Raw genomic sequence first — 16,101 nt, forward strand, 5'->3', positions numbered from 1 at the left:
ATGAGAATTTCCGTCATCGGTTGCGGTTATCTGGGAGCCGTCCATGCCGCGAGCATGGCCGAGCTCGGGCACGACGTCATCGGAATCGATGTCGACCCCGGCAAGATCCAGGCGCTCTCGGCAGCGCAGGCCCCGTTCTTCGAACCCGGGCTCACCGACATCCTCAAGTCCGCCATCGCGTCCGGCCGGCTCACCTTCTCGACGAACCCCGCCGATGCGCGCTCGTCCCAGGTCCACTTCATCGCCGTGGGAACGCCCCAGAAGAAGGGCGAGAACGCGGCGGACCTGCGCTTCGTCGACGCCGCCATCGACGGCCTCATCCCGCACCTGTCCGAGGGCGACCTCGTCGTCGGCAAGTCGACGGTCCCCGTCGGCACCGCAGCCCGTCTGGCGCAGAAGATCGCCGATTCCGGAAGCGGTGCGAGCCTGGCCTGGAACCCGGAGTTCCTCCGCGAGGGCTTCGCGGTCAAGGACACCCTGACCCCTGACCGTCTGGTCTACGGGGTGCCCTCCGGTGAGGCGGGCGAGGCAGCCAAGCGCCTGCTCGACGAGGTCTACGCCTCGGCTATCGCTGCGGAGACGCCCCTCGTCGTGACCGATTACGCCACCGCCGAGCTCGTGAAGGTGTCGGCCAACGCGTTCCTCGCCACCAAGATCTCCTTCATCAACGCGATGGCCGAGATCTCCGAGGTCGCGGGAGCCGATGTCACCGCCCTCGCCGACGCGATCGGCTTCGACGCCCGCATCGGCCGTCGCTTCCTCAACGCCGGTATCGGGTTCGGCGGCGGCTGCCTTCCCAAGGACATCCGCGCGTTCAGCGCTCGCGCCGAGGAGCTCGGGCGCGGCGAGTCAGTCCGGTTCCTCCTCGAGATCGACGCCATCAACATGCGCCGGCGCGACCGCGCGGTGGACATGGTCGTCGAGGCGCTCGGGGGTCAGGTCTACAAGAAGAAGGTCGCCGTCCTCGGTCTGGCCTTCAAGCCCGACTCCGACGACGTTCGCGACTCGCCCGCCCTCGACGTGGCCGTCCGCCTGAACGGGCTCGGCGCTCACGTGATCGCCACCGACCCCGAGGCCATCCCGAACTCGATCCGTCTGCAGCCGCAGCTCGGCTTCGCGACCGACACCCACGACGCCCTCCACGGCGCGGACGTCGTGGTGCTCGTCACGGAGTGGAAGGAATACCGCGAGCTCGACCCGGTCACGGTCGGCGACCTCGTGCGCGAGAAGGTCATCATCGACGGCCGCAACGTCCTCGACCCGGGGCGCTGGCGCGACGCGGGGTGGACCTACCGCGGAATGGGTCGTCCCTGACCCACCTCGCGCGCGGCGTTCCCAGCGCCGCGTTCCTTTCCTTACCCTGACCAGGGCTTCGTCTTCGACGCTGCGTAGAATTGCACCGTTGTAGTTACGCGCAGATTAATAGCGCATAACAAGTGCGAAACGACTCTGCGAAATTCCGGGACGGCGCGCCGCGCCCCCTTGTGGGGGAGCGGCTGGCACAGCAAAATGGGAGACCTGGACGAGGCACCCCCCGCCTCGCTGTTTCGTCGACGTTGACGTGACCGTCTGCAACATCCCCCCATCGGTCCAGTCGACGTCAGGAGTCTGTACATGCTCAATCTGGGTCTTGTCGGCGAGCTTGCCCCTCTCCGTCCGCTGGAAGGCTTCCAGCCCGCGGTCGTCTCAACCCCCCGCCGCTTCGGCTGGACTCAGAAGTATCGTCTGAGCACCGGCGTGGTCGACCTCCTCGTCGTTGCGGCGGCTCTCGTGGTCGCCCACGTCGCGCGCTTCGGTCTCGAGAACCGCGAGCTCACCTCCTCGACGATCGAGTACACGACCCTCGGCATCGGGATCGGCGTCGTCTGGGCGGTCGCCCTCTCGGTCTCCCGTTCGCGTGAGGCGCGCATCGTCGGAGTCGGCAACGCCGAGTACCAGCGGGTCGCGAACGCCACCCTCGCCACCTTCGGTGTCCTCGCGGTGCTCGCTCTGCTGCTCAAGCTCGACGTCGCGCGCGGCTACCTCATCGTCGCTCTTCCCCTCGGCCTCGCGTTCCTGCTGCTCAACCGCTTCCTCTGGCGGTCGTGGCTGATCAGGCGCCGCCGCGAAGGGCGCTGCCTCACGGGCGCCGTCGTCGTGGGCCCCCAGGCCGACGTGTCGCGCGTCGTCGGAGAACTGGTTCGCAACCACTCGGCCGGCTACAAGCCTGTCGGCATCGCCTTCACCGACAGCTCCGACTCCAGCACCGCGGCCGCGATCGGCAAGCTCGTCATCCCCGTGCTGCCCTGGGAGTCGGTGGCCACCATGGCTCGCGCCACCCGCACCCGCGCCGTCATCATCGCCGGCGAGCTTCCCGGCGGGCGCGACCAGATCAAGGATCTGGGCTGGCAGCTCGAGAACGCCAACGCCGAGCTGATCCTCGTCTCACGACTCACCGACGTCGCCGGCCCCCGCATCCACCTGCGTCAGGTCGAAGGCCTGCCCATGGTGCACGTCGACCTCCCGCAGTTCTCGGGCACGGCCCACACGGTCAAGCGCCTTTTCGACGTGGTCGGCTCGTCGCTGGCCCTCCTGCTGCTGGCACCGGTCCTGATCGGCCTGGCCCTTTGGGTCAAGCTCGACTCCCCGGGCCCCGTCCTCTTCCGCCAGAAGCGCATCGGCGTCTCGGGCGAGCCGTTCGAGATGCTCAAGTTCCGCTCGATGGTGGTCGACGCCGAGGCACGCCTGCACGACATCGCGGCCGCCAACGAGGGTGCGGGCCTGCTCTTCAAGATGCGCGATGACCCGCGCGTCACCCGGGCCGGCAAGATCATGCGTCGATACAGCCTCGACGAGCTCCCCCAGTTCTGGAACGTGCTCAACGGGTCGATGAGCCTCATCGGTCCTCGACCTCCACTGCCTCGCGAGGTCGAGCAGTACGAGGCCCGCGTGACGCGGAGACTTCTCATCAAGCCGGGCATCACCGGACTGTGGCAGGTCAGCGGACGCTCCAATCTCTCGTGGGAGGACAGCGTCAAGCTCGACCTCTACTATGTGGAGAACTGGTCCGTCACCGGCGACTTCCTGATCCTTGCCCGAACCCTCCGCGCGGTCCTCAGACGCGACGGCGCCTACTGAGAGGACGCCCGTGGCGCGTGCCCTACTCGTCTGCTCCGGCGGCGGACATCTCAAACAGCTCTCCATCCTGGCGCAGCGCATCGGAATCCCGAACGACGAACAGCTCTGGGTCACCTTCGACACCGGCTTGAGCCGCAGTCTGCTCGCAGACCGCGAGGTCATCTACGCGCGGTACGCGGCCCCTCGTGACGGCGTGAACATCGTCCGCAACGCCATCCAGGCGCGCAAGGTGCTCAAGGGTCAGTCCTTCGACCTCGCGATCAGCACCGGCGCGAGCCTGGCCGTGTCGTACCTGCCGCTCGCGGCGCGTCGGGGCATCTCCAGCCACTACATCGAGAGCGCGGCTCGTGCTGCGGGCCCGTCGGTCACGGGCAAGATCATCGCCCGCGACCGCAAGGTGCAGACCTACACGCAGTACCCTGCGTGGTCGTCCGACCGGTGGAAGTACCGCGGCTCGATCTTCGATCAGTACGCCGCGGGCGACGACATCCCCGACCGTCCGATCACGCGCGTGGTCGTGACCGTCGGAACGACGGAGTCCTACGGATTCACTCGACTCTTCGACTCGATCGTCCCGCTCCTCTCGGGGCGCGAGGTCCTCTGGCAGACGGGCACGACCGATATGACGCCGTACGGAGTCACAGGTCGCACGACGGTCCCGCACGCCGAGCTCGATGCCGCCGTCGCCGAGGCCGACGTGGTCATCGCGCACGCGGGAACCGGAGCAGCCCTGACGGCCATCGAGCACGGCAAGTGCCCGATCCTCGTACCGCGGCTCTCCGAGCACGGCGAGCACATCGATGATCACCAGATCCAGATCGCGGGAGAGCTGGCTCGTCGCGGGCTCGCCATCTCGGCCGCCCCCGATCAGATCGATGAAGAGCTTCTGCGCGCCGCCGCGCGGCGCACCAACCGTCCCGAGACCGAGCCGCCGCGGTTCGTCCTCGACGGTCCCGCACTCGATCCCGTCCGCGTCTAGGAGCGAAAATGCCCGAACCCCGTGAGGTGTCCGTCGTCATCACGCACTACAAGGCGCCCGACGAGCTCGAAGCCTGCCTGACCGCACTGCGCGTCCAGGATCCCTCGCTGTCGCTCGATGTCGTCGTCGCCGACTCGGAGGCGCAGCCGGGTGTCGGTGCTCTGGTCGAACGCACCTACCCCGGAGCGCGCTACCTCGCATTCGAGGACAACGTCGGGTACGCCAAGCTCGTCAACGCGGGGCTCGCCGCTACGGACTCCGAGTACGTTCTGGTCCTCAACGCCGACGTCGAAATCGAGCAGGGCGCGATCGTGTCGCTTGCCGCGTTCCTCGACGAGAACCCGGCCGTAGGAATCGTCGGTCCCGAGCTCACCTACAAGAGCGGCGACCACCAGACCACGGCGTTCGGGTTCTACCGGCCCTTCACCGTGCTGTGCCGCAGGACGCCGATCGGACGCACCGCGCTGGGTCGACGCGAACTCGCTCGCTTCGAGATGAAGGACGAGGTCGAGTCGTCGCTGCGCGAGCGTTCACCGCTCGACGTCGATTGGCTGATGGGGGCCGCCATGCTCGTGCGCCGCACCGCCATCGCCGACATGGGCCCGATCGAGGAGCGCTACTTCCTCTACTTCGAAGACGTCGACTGGTGCCTCCGCGCCTGGCAGACGGGGTGGCGGGTCGTCTACCTGCCCTCCGTGCGCGCCGTGCACGGTTGGGCGCGCGCGTCGAAGAAGGGCGGACTGGCCGCTCTCTTCACCAACCCCTTGACCCGGCGTCACGTGGTCTCGTCGATCACGTTCTTCCGCCTGCACGGCATCAGCGTCACCCGCGCAGCCTGAGCCTGCTGCCCCGCGTCGGGGCCAGCATGCTTCGCTCGATCAGTTCGACGCGCCCGCGAGCGTCGGATCCATCGGTGATCCGTCGTGCGCGAGAGGCGCAGGGCCCCAGTCGCCGACCGGCTGGATCCGGGCGGACTCCGTGTCGGTGAGGGTGAAATCGCCGGCGTAGCGATCCGCTACCTGCACCTCGCCCTGACGGTTGCCGTCGTGGCCGATCGCATCGGGCGTCTCGCAGTTCCCGCGGTTCCACTGCTGCACGATCGAGTTCGTCATCGGCGTATCGCAGTTCGACAGATAGTCGAAGACATTGCGGTCGACGACGAGCTCGGGCAGCGGCGAGATCCGGACGGAACCACCGAGCATGGTGTTGTTGCGCAAGGTCACACGAGTGGCGGACGGTTCGCGGAGATCGATGAGAGTGCCATACGCGCAGGTGTCGTTCTTATCGCGACAGCCCTGCACGAAGTTCCCCTCGATCAGCACATCCGACAGACCCTTCTGCGCACCGCCGGAGAAGATGATGCTGGCGTTGTAGCAGTTGCCCAGGTAGTTGCCACGCAGGACGACGTTCTTGCTGTCGAAGATCTGCACGCAGTCAGCGTGGTAGTCCTTCTCGCCGCTCTGGTTGTAGTTGCGGACGATGGAGTTCTCGACCAGAACGTTCTCGGCGCCCGCGATCTGCAGCCCGTCGAGTGAAGCCCCGTTCTCGAACACCGAGTCGACCACGGTGATGTCGCTCGACTTCAGGAAGGTGCCCGAGCCGTTCTGGTGCACCTTCTCAAGACGGGTGCCGTGACCGTCGGGCTTCACGTAGAAGACGGAACCCAGCTGGAAGTCCCGCCAGGTGATGTTCGGCGCGAACGTCTCGATCTTGCCCATCACGACCGACGCCGGATCGACCGGCCGCACGACGACGTTCTCCTCGTAGGAGGAGTACGAGCCGGGCGCACGCACCTGCATGTCGGGATACTCGCCCGGGAGGACGAGGATCTCCGCACCCGCCTGCGCCGCGTCGATACCCGACGAGAAAGCGCACGGCGATTCCTCGGTGCATTCGCCCCCGCTGCCGTCGGGGGAGACGTAGATCGAGCGGACGGTGCCGTCGTCGTTGCGCTCCGGAAGGGTGGTCGTGCAGCCCGAGAGGAGCAGCGCGGCGATCGCCGCAACCGCGAGGACGCCCCGAGGAGACCGCCGGATCATAGGCGTCCCGAGGACGTCGCCAGGGCGGGTTCGAGGGCGCCCCACGCGATCGCCGCGATCTCATGCTGACCCGACTTGCTGACGTGGAAGTAGTCGATCGTCGAGATGTCCTCCGCGGTGGGCTGGAAGTCGAACAGGGCGCCGTCGTCGAACACGCAGTTCGAGTACTGGGAGCAGAGTTCGGAGAGAGCGGCGTTGTAGCCCTCGATCCGCTCCGACACCGCCGACACCGGAGCGTCGGCCCCGGTCACGGTCGCACACCCGTTGCCGCGGGCCCAGACGGCCTGCGCCGCGCTGTCGGAGCGCATCAGATCGGTCAGCTTGGCCAGATCCGGCACGGAGGAGATGTAGATGACCGAACTGGGCAAGCCTCCCGCGAGCGCCTTCAAACCGCTCGCGGCGGCCGCGCGGTACGCCTCGACCGAGGTCATCTCATCGGTCGAGCTTCCGCATACGTCGTTGTTCCCGACGAGAACCGTGACGAGGTCGGGCGCCTCCTTGATGGCTGCCGAGACCTGCCCGCCCATCTGGGAGATCTTCACTCCGGTCTTGGCGAGGTTGTCGACCGAGGGTGCGGTGCCGGTGGCCTCCTCGATGCGTTGGGCGATGCTGTCCAGGCCGCTCTCACTGCCCGTCGACCAGGACGCCTTGGTGCACGGGGTGGGCTCGCCGCACGCATTCACCCCGAGCGTCATCGAGTCGCCGAGCGCCGCCATCGTCTCGATGGGGATGAGGTCGGCCTGTGCCTCGGCGGATGCCGAGGGGGTCGGCTCGACCGTGTCGGTCGGGCCCGAGCACGCACCGAGTGCGACGACCGCCGCGAGTGCAGCGACCGTCGAGATCAGCCGCTTCACTTGATGGCCGCCTTGGGCTTGCGCATGGTGCGGACGAAGTCGACGAGCCGGCCGACGTCGCGCCGGTACGGGCGCAGTGCGAGCGAAATTCCAAGGGGCACGAGACCCACGAGACCTCCGATGACGAGGAGCAGGATGTCGGGGAGGGGAACGTAGTTCGCAACGACCCAGCACCCGATGAACGACAGGGGAGCGAGGACCAGCGGACGCACGAGCGGACCGAAGACATCGGCTCCCGTGACGAAGGTACCCCGGATCGCGAACATGAATCCGGGAACGAGGAGCAGGATCGACACGATGCCGTAGACGAGGGCCAATCCCTGCACGCCGCCCCACCAGATGCCGAGGAAGAACGAGCCGATGACGATCGGGCGTGTCACGGCGTAGTAGACCAGCTGCCGGTGCGCTCGCCCGAGCGAGATGTACAGCCAGCCCTGGACGTTACCGACGGTCTGGGCGATCCCCGCCAGCGCGAGGATCGTGAAGATGACCGCCGCCTGGTCCCAGTTGGGGCCCAGTAGGAGCGCGATGAGGGGTGCGGCGAGGCCGCCGGCGATGGCGAACACGTGCAGCGACACGTAGCCGAGCACGAGCATCGCGCTGCGCACGTACTTCCGGTAGCGCTCGGGGTCGTCCTGCAGCTGACTGAGCACCGGAAGCGCCACCCGAGCGAGGGGACCGTTGAGCTGGGAGATCGGCAGAGTGAGGAGCGCGTAGGCGCGGGAGTACTGACCCAGCACGCCCGCCCCGAGGAAGCGACCGATGATGACGTTATCGAGGTTGCGGGCGGCGTAGTTGAGGATCTGGACGCCGAAGATGCTGCCGCCGGTCGTGACGAGAGGGAGCACCTCGCGGCGGATGCGAGGACGGCCGAACTTCGGGCGCACGGCGATGAGAAGAGCGATGAGCCGGTAGATGACTCCCGCGCCGTTGAGCAGGACGAGAGACCAGACGCCCCAGCCGAGGAACGCCGCGACGATGGACGCCACCACTCCCACGCCCATCGAGACGACGTCGATCTTCGCGAGAGTGCCGAATCGGAGTTCGCGCTGCAATTTGGTCTGCAGGGGCATGCAGAGCCCGTTGACCAGCAGGCCGGGTGCAAGTGCGAGGGTGAGGAGCACGAGCCGGTCGTCGCCGTAGAGGGCGGCGATCAGGGGCGCGCTCGCGGCGACGAGGCCGGTGAGCACCACGCCGAGTACGACCGAGAGCCAGAGGAGCGAGCGCCAGAGGGAGTCGCCGATGGTCTTGACCTGGACGATTGCGCCGCTCAGACCGAAGTCGCGCAGCAGGTCGGCGACACCGATGATCGCGGTCACCATGGCGAGCAGACCGAAGTCCTGGGGCAAGAGGAGTCGGGCGAGGACGATCGTCGACGCTGTCTGCAGGAGAGTGCGCCCCCACTGGCCGCCGAGAGTGACCGCGATGCCCCGCGACGTCTTGTGCCCGAGCCCACCACCCGCTGCGGTGATGGTCGGGGCGGGTGGCTCCTGATCGACCGTGACCTCGTCGAGCGCGAGCTCGCCCTCGACGTCGGGGCCGGGCGGCCTGCTGTCGCGGCGCCTCATACCCGGCTCGTCTCGTCGCGATCCCAGACGAGAGCACTGGCGGACGACAGTTTGCGCCGGGCCATCACGCGGGGGACGACGTACCCCACCGCATAGACCGCGAACGACGGCCACAGGGCGGGTTTGCCCATGACCCGCTTGAGCAGCGCCTTCGGTCCACCTCGGGCGGGCGCGGGGTCACCGGCGAGACCGCGATCCACGAGCTGCCGGTTGCCCGCGGCCGCACGGACCGAGCGCTTGAGAAGAGAGGAGAAGGTGCGCGGGGCGCGCACCGTGAAAGTGCTCGCCGCCGTGTTCCGACGCTCGTCGGCCGCGAAGAGCTGCTGGACGTAGCGGTCGTCGGCGATGACCTCGGGAAACGTCCCGAACCTCTCGCGACCGGACCGGTTCAGCGCGTAGACCCCTGATCCGACGTGTCCCCGGCGGACGTAGTCGCTGAGATCCCAGATCCGGTAGTGGGCTCGGACCGCCCAGCTCGACCGGGATGCGTCGACGACGAGGTGGGGCGCCGCGATGAGGGGGGCCGACTCCTCGCGGAGCAGGTCGGCGAGTTCGCGCACGGTCGCCGATCCGATCTCGATGTCGGCGTCGATGTAGAGGCGCGGGAACGCGGTGGCCGCTTCGTCACCCGCGTTCAGTGCCGCGATCTTCGACGGGGTCGCGATGTCGAGCACGGTGATCGGGTAGTCGACCGATCGCGCGCGGGCGACCGTGTCATCGGTGCAGCCGTTCGCGACGACCACGATCTCGAATTCGCCGGGAGACGCGTCCCGTGTGATCGCCTCGAGGGCGCGCGCGATGACCGCGGCCTCGTCATGAGCGGGCATGACGATGCTGAGGGTAGGACCTGTCACGATCCGACTCGTGCCCCGGCGTTCTCGCGCCGCGCGATCTCACGCATGAACTTGCGCCGGTCCGCCAGAGCCCGATCCGCGACCGCGGTGGGCGACTCGGTGAGGAGCCAGGCGCCGAGCGCGAGGAGGACGAAGAACATCATGAGCGTCTGCAGGAAGCCGAAACCGTCGAAGAAGAACAGCGACAGGAAGTAGCCGGCGATCGAGGCCGCCAGTGCCAATCCGAGGTCGCGGTACTTCGAGCCGGCGACCTGGCGCCGAGCGAAGACCAGGAGGGTGATGGTCGGGACGACGAGGAGCAGGATGGCCGCGATGCTTCCGACGATGCCGCCTTCGAGGAGGGTGCCCAGCATCTGGTTGTCGAGGATGAACGCGTTCGCTTCGGGACCCGTGACGATGCGACTACCCGGACCGGTGCCGAACCAGGGCGTTCGTGCCGCTTCAGTCAGCGACGGGCCGAGGTCGGCGAGACGGCCGCTTCCCGTCCAGCCGGCGGATGCGTACTGCGACTCGATGAGCGACTTGGGGTCGAGGAAGGAGCGCAGCGACGACAGAACGGCCTGAGGAGCGGCGAGCGAGGCGAGGGCCGCCATCGGAGCTCCGATGATGACGAGCTTGTAGAGGAAGCCGGGGCGCCAGATGATCGCGATGAGGGCCATGAGAGCCAGCACGAGGTAGGCGGTCCGCGAGACGGTGCAGATCACGCCGACGCCCATCAGCGCGGCGCAGACGATCCAGAACAGCTTCTTGTTCTTCTGCGGCCACTCGGCATGACGCGCTTGATAGATCGCGAGCGGGATCAGCATGCAGAGAAGCACGCCGAGCGCGATGGGGTGCTGTGCGGAGCCGAATGCTCGGGCGCCTCCGCTGCGGAAGTCCTCGGATGCCTCGGTCAGGCGCTGGAAGCCGGGGATGCTGCCGATGAGAAGGAAGATGTTCGTGTGCGTGAGGCGCTCGATCGCCGCGCCGATGCCGATGATGGCGCCGCCCACCGACAGCAGGGCGATGACGCCGTCGACGACCTTGACCGAGCTGAGCAGCAGACGGACGAGGAAGAAGGGGGAGGAGAGCAGGACGAAGTTGAGGATGGCACCGATCGAACCGCCCGCGAGCGCCTGCTCGGTCAGCGGGGCCGCGTTCGCGCCCAACGACAGGATCATCGTGCCGAGCATCAGCCCGATGAGCCACTGGAACTTCATCTCCCGCATGCGGAACTTCGGATCGACGAGGAGCGAGACGACGACGGCCAGGATCAGCCCGACGAGGACGACACGATAGACCTCGAGGTCGAACGGCAGCGGGATCGCGATGGCCACCCGCTTGGCTGGGATGAAGAGGACCACCAGCAGGAAGATGTTGAGCAGTCCCTGCCAGCTGAACAGGACGCCCCGGAAGATGTAGGCGAGCGAGAAGACGACGAGGATCGCCCCGACCGGAGCGCCGGGGAGGGTGATCGACGCGGTGAGGCACACCGCGGCGAGCACGGCCGCCCCGACGATGCCCCAGACGACCGAGCGGTCGCGCTCGCGTCGGTCGATGATCCGTCGGTCCTTGCGGGTGACGGTCGACGCCAGATCCGGCTCGTTGAGAGTCGCGGTCATTGTGTCAGTCCCACTTCGATTCGAGGGCGCCGGAGACCCGACGCCCGACCGCGGAGCGGCAATGTCAGGACAGGCGCGACTCGGTCACACGCGGCATGGTGACCCAGGTCTCGGGGACCGTCGTCTCGACCGGGCCCGTCTCCGCCGCCGCAACGGCGCGTTCGGTGCGACGCATGCGGACGTTGAAGAGGATGAGGGACAGTGCGGTGAAGGCGAACAGCACGCCGGCGCCGACGGCGACGATCGGGATGAGCGGGTTGCTCGAGTCGACGGCCTCGGCCTTGGCGGTGATCAGCGGGGTCATCTGCACACGCTCTGCAGGAGGGATTCCCGCGGTGTTCTGCTCGTTGACCGCGAAGTCGAGGAATGCGGAGGTCGCGGCGCTCGAGATCTCCTCGGCCCGCTCGGGGCTGAGCGCGGAGCCGCGGACGTCGATGATGGGCAGGTTCAGTCGGCCCGGGTTCGCCTCGGATCCTGCGGGCTGCGTGGTCCGCTGGACCGCGGTGATCGATTCGGCATCGCTGAGGGGGCCGACCTGCTGCTCGACGAGGTCGCGGATGACGTTGCCCGAGATGAGGTAGGCGTAGATGACGGCGGTGCTCGAAAGGTCGCGCGCCTGCGGGGCGGTGACGTTCGGGTCGATGACCTGACCGGGGACCTCGGCCTGGAACACCGAGGTCTGCGCGTTGCTCAGCAGAACGGTGGTCGCCGCGTTGTACTGCGTCTCAGCGCGGTAGTCGAGGCTTCCGGTCTCGACCTTGAACCCGGCGAACAGCGCCGCGGCCAGCGCGACCAGCACGCCGAAGATCATGAGCCATTTGTAGGTCCAGAGGGCTTTGAAGAAAAGGGCTGCGTCCATTGGGGGGCCTCCTGCTTGTCGTCTCTGCGGACGAGTGTCGTAGTTTCCGGCGTCGGCGCCAAGAGGGGTGGGGGATGCCCGCGGGTGAGGAAACACCGTTCGGCGGGCTCCTTCTATGGTGCACTGCGAAGAGCGATATGACCAGAGCCGGATGTTGCGGGCGTGTAACCGTTTCGGGACGCCCGTGTAGCATTCGGGCACGGGCCCTGCAAGAGCGCGAAAGGCGGTAGACCCCGGCCCGCTCACCCCGCCATCCGACCCGATGGAGCCGTATGTCACGCCGCTCACCCCACGGCGATCCTCTTGCCGACCCAGGACCCCTCCGGGTCCTCTATAGCTTTCCCCATGCCCTGGGCTCCTCCGGCATCGGCTTCACCGCCTGGAATCAGGTGAAGGGACTGGCCGATCTCGGCCACGAGGTCACCGTCGTCGCTGCAAGCATCGCGAAGCCCCTCCCGCCGCAGGTCGAGGTCATCACCACGCTGTCGGTAGCCGGACGCAGAGTCCCGCATCGACTGTTCGGCCACCGCGACCGCGCCCTCGCCTGGCACGACTCCCGTGCCGCCCGCGTCCTGCGCGCGCGTCATGACGATTTCGATGTCGTGCACGGCTGGCCGCTCGGATCGCTGAAGACCCTCGAGGCCGCCGCCGCCCTCGGTATCGCCGGAGTCCGCGAGGCGCCGAACACGCACACCGAGAACGCCTACGAGGTCGTCGCGCGCGAGAACGAGCGGCTCGGCATCTCGCTGCACGACGAGAACCCCCATCACTTCAACGCGGAACGGCTCGAGACGGAGCGCCGTGAATGGGGCGCGGCGACCGCCGTACTCGTTCCGTCGGAAGCGGTGGCCGAGACCTTCCTCGCCCGCGGGTTCACGCCCGATCGCCTCATCCGACACCAGTACGGCGCGCTCCTCGGACCGGCTCCGACGGGTCCGCGCGACCCCGATCGGCCGTTCACCGCCGCCTTCGTCGGCCGGTGCGAACCCCGCAAAGGTCTGCACTTCGCTCTCCGCGCATGGCTCGACTCGGCGGCGTCGCAGACCGGCCGGCTCATCATCTGCGGCGACTTCGCGCCGGGTTACCAGGAACTGCTCGCGAACGATCTGCGCCACCCCAGCATCGAGATCCGGGGCTTCGTGAAAGACACGGCCGTGGTCTACCGTGAAGCAGACATACTGCTCGCGCCGTCGATCGAAGAGGGGAGCGCGCTCGTGTCCTACGAAGCCCAGGCCAACGGCTGCGTGCCTCTCGTCTCGCATGAGACGGGCGCTCTGCTCACCGATGGAGTCCAGGGCTTCGTCCACTCCGCCGGCGACATCAGCACTCTCCGCCGACAGATCGATATGCTCGCTGGCGACCGACGGCTGCTGTCGTCGATGCGGGATGCGGACATTGCCCACCGCCCTGCACTTTCCTGGTCCGCGGCGGCCGAAGTACTCGCAACCTCCTACCGGACCGCAATGGCGCGGCACACCAGTTCCCCTGGGACTGCTGGTGTCACGCCGCGATCCGCGAGGGGGTTCCATGGTCGACCCGACTGACCTGACGATCATCATCTGCAGCCGCAACAGGCCGCAGATGCTCGAACAGGCTCTCGCCTCCGTGCTGCGCCACTCGCCGGCCGAGTGCGAGATCCTCGTGGTCGACTCCGCGTCGGACGGTCCGCGGACCGAGGAGGTCAGTCGCGCCGCGGGGGTGTCCTACGTCCGCGCCGACCGTCCGGGGCTGTCGATCGCCCGCAACGTCGGGCTCGAGACGAGCACCCGGCCCCTCGTCCTCTTCACCGACGACGACTGCGAGGCAACGCCCGATTGGATCCCGACCCTGCTCGCCCACTTCGAGGATCCGCAGGTGGCTTCCGTCACCGGGCGGATGCTCCAGGAGGACGAGGCCGCGGTCGTCGGGGCTCCCCTGGTCGTGTACCGCTCGACGGAACAGGGCATCGACGCCGGTCACGGCGCGCTCATGGCGTTCCGCCGTAGCGAGGTGCTGCTGCTCGGTGGCTTCGACCCGCTGCTCGGCGCGGGCCGTCGCCTGTCGGGTGCCGAGGACCTCGACATCTTCTGCCGCCTGCTGGGCGCGGGATGGGCCATCGTGCACGACCCGGCGATAGCCATCCGGCACCGCCACACCCGCATCGGCGACGAGTACAACGCCCTGATGGAGGGCTACGGTCGCGGCCTCGGCGGATTGGCACTCAAGTTCGTCCGGCTCGAACCGATGGTCGGTCTGCGGATCACCGCCATCATCGTCCGGCGCACCGTCAACCGGCTCATCACCCGAGTCCTGAAAGGCCGGCTGCGCGACGCGTTGGCCGACGGCCACATGCTCTGGGGCATCGGCGAGGGCATGGTGATCGGCCGCCGTCTCCCGCTGAACGGCCAGGTGTTCGGCGAGCCCGCCTCCGTTCCGCGCGCAGGGCGTCCGCCGGCGGCGGAAGCTATGCGCGGACTCGACGAGCGCTTCATCACCTCCGACGTCGTGTCCGCGATGTTCCGCCCCGCCGTCGCCGTCCGCCTGCCCGGCGAGCACCTGCGACTGCCCGACGGAAGCGTCGACCTCGCCGCGATCAAGACCGAGTTCGTCAGCTTCGCCAACGGCATCCCGCGCCTCACCCAGGTGCTGAAGCCCGCGCCGCTCGGCCTCGCGACCCCCGCCTGGGTCGCCGGTCCGCCCCTCGACGTCGACCGGCACGTCCGGCTCTGGGAGCGGCGCGAGTCGCCCGACAGCCTCGACGAGACGCTGCTGGGCGGCTACAGCAACGGCGAGATGGACAAGCGGTACCCGCTGTGGAACGCGCTCGTGATCGACCTGACCGACGGCGACGTCATCGTCGTTCTCCGCGTCCACCACGCCATCACCGACGGCGTCTTCGGCATCCGCATCCTCACCGCGCTCCTGGCGCCCGACCCCGGCGCGCGGACCCCGGTCAAGCGGTCCGGTCCGAAGGCTCCGCGCGGCGCCGTCCGAACCTGGGGGATCATCTTCCGCACCTGGCTGAGCGAGCAGGACGGCCTGAAGGGCGCCTGGCGCGAGTACTGGCGAAAGCCGCTCGTCGGCCGAGCACGGCGCACGGCCGGCCGGATCCTCCGAGAGCCGCGCAACCGCGCGGCCCGCCGGAACGGAGCGGCCGATCGACTCCCCGTCCGTCGGGGGCGGCTGATCGAGTTCGACAACGCGGTCTTCCGTCGCACGGCGCGCGAGATGGGCGGTTCGCCCACCGAGCTCGTGATCACCCTCACCGGTTTCGCCGCCGCCTCCTCGGAGGCCGAGTCCGCCTCAGTGCTGGTCCCCATCTCCGCCCGGGGCCGGCGTGACGACTCGGCGGGCAACCAGGTCCGGCTGACCGTCGTGCAGGTACCGCTCGCCGGCGGTGTCGCCGCAGCGCTCGTGGCCGTCCGCGACCAGCTCGCCGCCGCCGTCGAATCCACCGAGACGCCGACCTTCGGTGCCGACGACTTCGATGCCCTCGCCACTTTCCTACCGTTCTCGCCTCGCCAGCGATTCCTCCTCGGCGCGGCGGCGGAGTCGGTCAGCTTCTGGCCGAGCCTGAATCCGGGTGAACGTCTGGGTGTGTTCGCACTGTCGTACGCGCGGCGCCTCGCTTTCGGCATCACCTCCGACGACACTGTCGACATCGACGCGGTAGCGAGACGATTCGAACGCCTCCGCGCGGAGATTGGAGCCGACCTGTGAGCCGACTCAGCCGGGGGATCTCCTCCGCCGTGCAATGGCGCAATCTCGCCCACTTCTTCCGCATCGCCCACTTCTACGGGTACAGCCACGTGTCGGTGAAGCGACGGATGAAGCTCGACGGCGTCTCGTTCGCCCCTAACGTCTCGTTCCGCAACGGCGAGCGCATCACGATCGGCGCCGGCTCGCACATCGGCGAACGGTCGATCCTCTGGGCGGGCAACTCGACGGGCCGGATCGTGCTCGGCACGAAGTGCCTGCTGGCACCGGGAGTCGTCATCACGGCATCGAACTACGGCATCATCCGCGGCACCCCGCCGATGGACCAGCCGAAGATCGAGAAGGACATCGTCATCGGGGACGGTGTCTGGTTGGGCGCATACGCGGTCGTCACAGCAGGCGTGACGATCGGTGCCGGCGCGATCGTCGGCGCGGGCGCAGTCGTGACGAAGGACGTCCCGCCGGACGCCATCGTCGGCGGGGTTCCCGCCAAGATCATCGGAACGCGTCCCGACGCGGCGGAGGTCGTCTGAT

Annotated in this window: 13 protein-coding genes; 7 read left to right on the top strand and 6 right to left on the bottom strand. The window is 68.2% G+C overall.

What is annotated here, in order from left to right:
* From DDQ50_RS05385 to DDQ50_RS05400, 4 genes are all read left to right on the top strand, one after another.
* A complete protein-coding gene (locus DDQ50_RS05385) occupies nt 1-1,314 on the top strand; it encodes a UDP-glucose dehydrogenase family protein (RefSeq protein ID WP_116755635.1) in 1,314 nt (437 codons plus the stop codon).
* A 300-nt stretch (nt 1,315-1,614) separates the two neighbouring features.
* The gene (locus tag DDQ50_RS05390) at nt 1,615-3,117 is read left to right on the top strand and encodes a sugar transferase (protein WP_116755636.1); all 1,503 of its coding nucleotides are present in this window, start codon (nt 1,615-1,617) and stop codon (nt 3,115-3,117) included.
* Nucleotides 3,118-3,127: 10 nt separating this feature from the next.
* Nucleotides 3,128-4,096, top strand: coding sequence for a glycosyltransferase (locus DDQ50_RS05395; protein ID WP_165829706.1), 969 nt, complete (start codon nt 3,128-3,130; stop codon nt 4,094-4,096).
* Between the two features lie 8 nt (nt 4,097-4,104).
* Nucleotides 4,105-4,935: a glycosyltransferase family 2 protein gene (locus tag DDQ50_RS05400; RefSeq protein WP_116755638.1), complete on the top strand. Its 831-nt coding sequence runs from the start codon at nt 4,105-4,107 to the stop codon at nt 4,933-4,935.
* Between the two features lie 39 nt (nt 4,936-4,974).
* On the opposite strand, the gene DDQ50_RS05405 is transcribed toward DDQ50_RS05400, so the two are convergent.
* The 6 genes from DDQ50_RS05405 to DDQ50_RS05430 all read right to left on the bottom strand — a co-directional run bounded on the left by DDQ50_RS05405 (nt 4,975) and on the right by DDQ50_RS05430 (nt 11,871).
* Nucleotides 4,975-6,135 (bottom strand): right-handed parallel beta-helix repeat-containing protein, encoded by a 1,161-nt coding sequence (locus DDQ50_RS05405; RefSeq protein ID WP_116755639.1) that lies wholly within the window; start codon nt 6,133-6,135, stop codon nt 4,975-4,977.
* Nucleotides 6,132-6,989, bottom strand: a complete 858-nt coding sequence (locus DDQ50_RS05410; protein WP_116755640.1) for a GDSL-type esterase/lipase family protein — start codon at nt 6,987-6,989, stop codon at nt 6,132-6,134. The genes DDQ50_RS05405 and DDQ50_RS05410 overlap by 4 nt, the downstream gene beginning before the upstream one ends.
* The gene (locus DDQ50_RS05415; RefSeq protein ID WP_116755641.1) at nt 6,986-8,557 is read right to left on the bottom strand and encodes a lipopolysaccharide biosynthesis protein; all 1,572 of its coding nucleotides are present in this window, start codon (nt 8,555-8,557) and stop codon (nt 6,986-6,988) included. The genes DDQ50_RS05410 and DDQ50_RS05415 overlap by 4 nt, the downstream gene beginning before the upstream one ends.
* Nucleotides 8,554-9,411 carry a glycosyltransferase family 2 protein gene (locus DDQ50_RS05420; RefSeq protein ID WP_116755642.1) on the bottom strand — a complete coding sequence of 286 codons (858 nt, stop codon included), beginning with the start codon at nt 9,409-9,411 and terminating at the stop codon, nt 8,554-8,556. The genes DDQ50_RS05415 and DDQ50_RS05420 overlap by 4 nt, the downstream gene beginning before the upstream one ends.
* On the bottom strand, nt 9,408-11,012 hold the full coding sequence (locus DDQ50_RS05425) for an O-antigen ligase family protein (RefSeq protein ID WP_116755643.1): 1,605 nt from the start codon (nt 11,010-11,012) through the stop codon (nt 9,408-9,410). Before DDQ50_RS05425 ends, DDQ50_RS05420 begins: the two co-directional genes overlap by 4 nt.
* A 64-nt stretch (nt 11,013-11,076) precedes the next feature.
* The gene (locus DDQ50_RS05430; protein WP_116755644.1) at nt 11,077-11,871 is read right to left on the bottom strand and encodes a hypothetical protein; all 795 of its coding nucleotides are present in this window, start codon (nt 11,869-11,871) and stop codon (nt 11,077-11,079) included.
* Between the two features lie 272 nt (nt 11,872-12,143).
* Between DDQ50_RS05430 and DDQ50_RS05435 the strand changes: the two genes are divergently transcribed.
* From DDQ50_RS05435 to DDQ50_RS05445, 3 genes are read left to right on the top strand one after another with little or no spacing between them, the layout of a single operon-like run.
* The gene (locus DDQ50_RS05435) at nt 12,144-13,415 is read left to right on the top strand and encodes a glycosyltransferase family 4 protein (protein ID WP_116755645.1); all 1,272 of its coding nucleotides are present in this window, start codon (nt 12,144-12,146) and stop codon (nt 13,413-13,415) included.
* Nucleotides 13,399-15,570, top strand: a complete 2,172-nt coding sequence (locus tag DDQ50_RS05440) for a glycosyltransferase (RefSeq protein ID WP_165829707.1) — start codon at nt 13,399-13,401, stop codon at nt 15,568-15,570. The genes DDQ50_RS05435 and DDQ50_RS05440 overlap by 17 nt, the downstream gene beginning before the upstream one ends.
* Complete coding sequence (locus DDQ50_RS05445) at nt 15,567-16,100, top strand: acyltransferase (RefSeq protein ID WP_240614239.1); 534 nt, start codon at nt 15,567-15,569, stop codon at nt 16,098-16,100. Before DDQ50_RS05440 ends, DDQ50_RS05445 begins: the two co-directional genes overlap by 4 nt.
* The last annotated feature ends 1 nt before the right edge of the window (nt 16,101 follow it).

The organism is Amnibacterium flavum (assembly GCF_003097495.1).
GTDB classification, from domain to species: Bacteria; Actinomycetota; Actinomycetes; order Actinomycetales; family Microbacteriaceae; genus Naasia; species Naasia flava.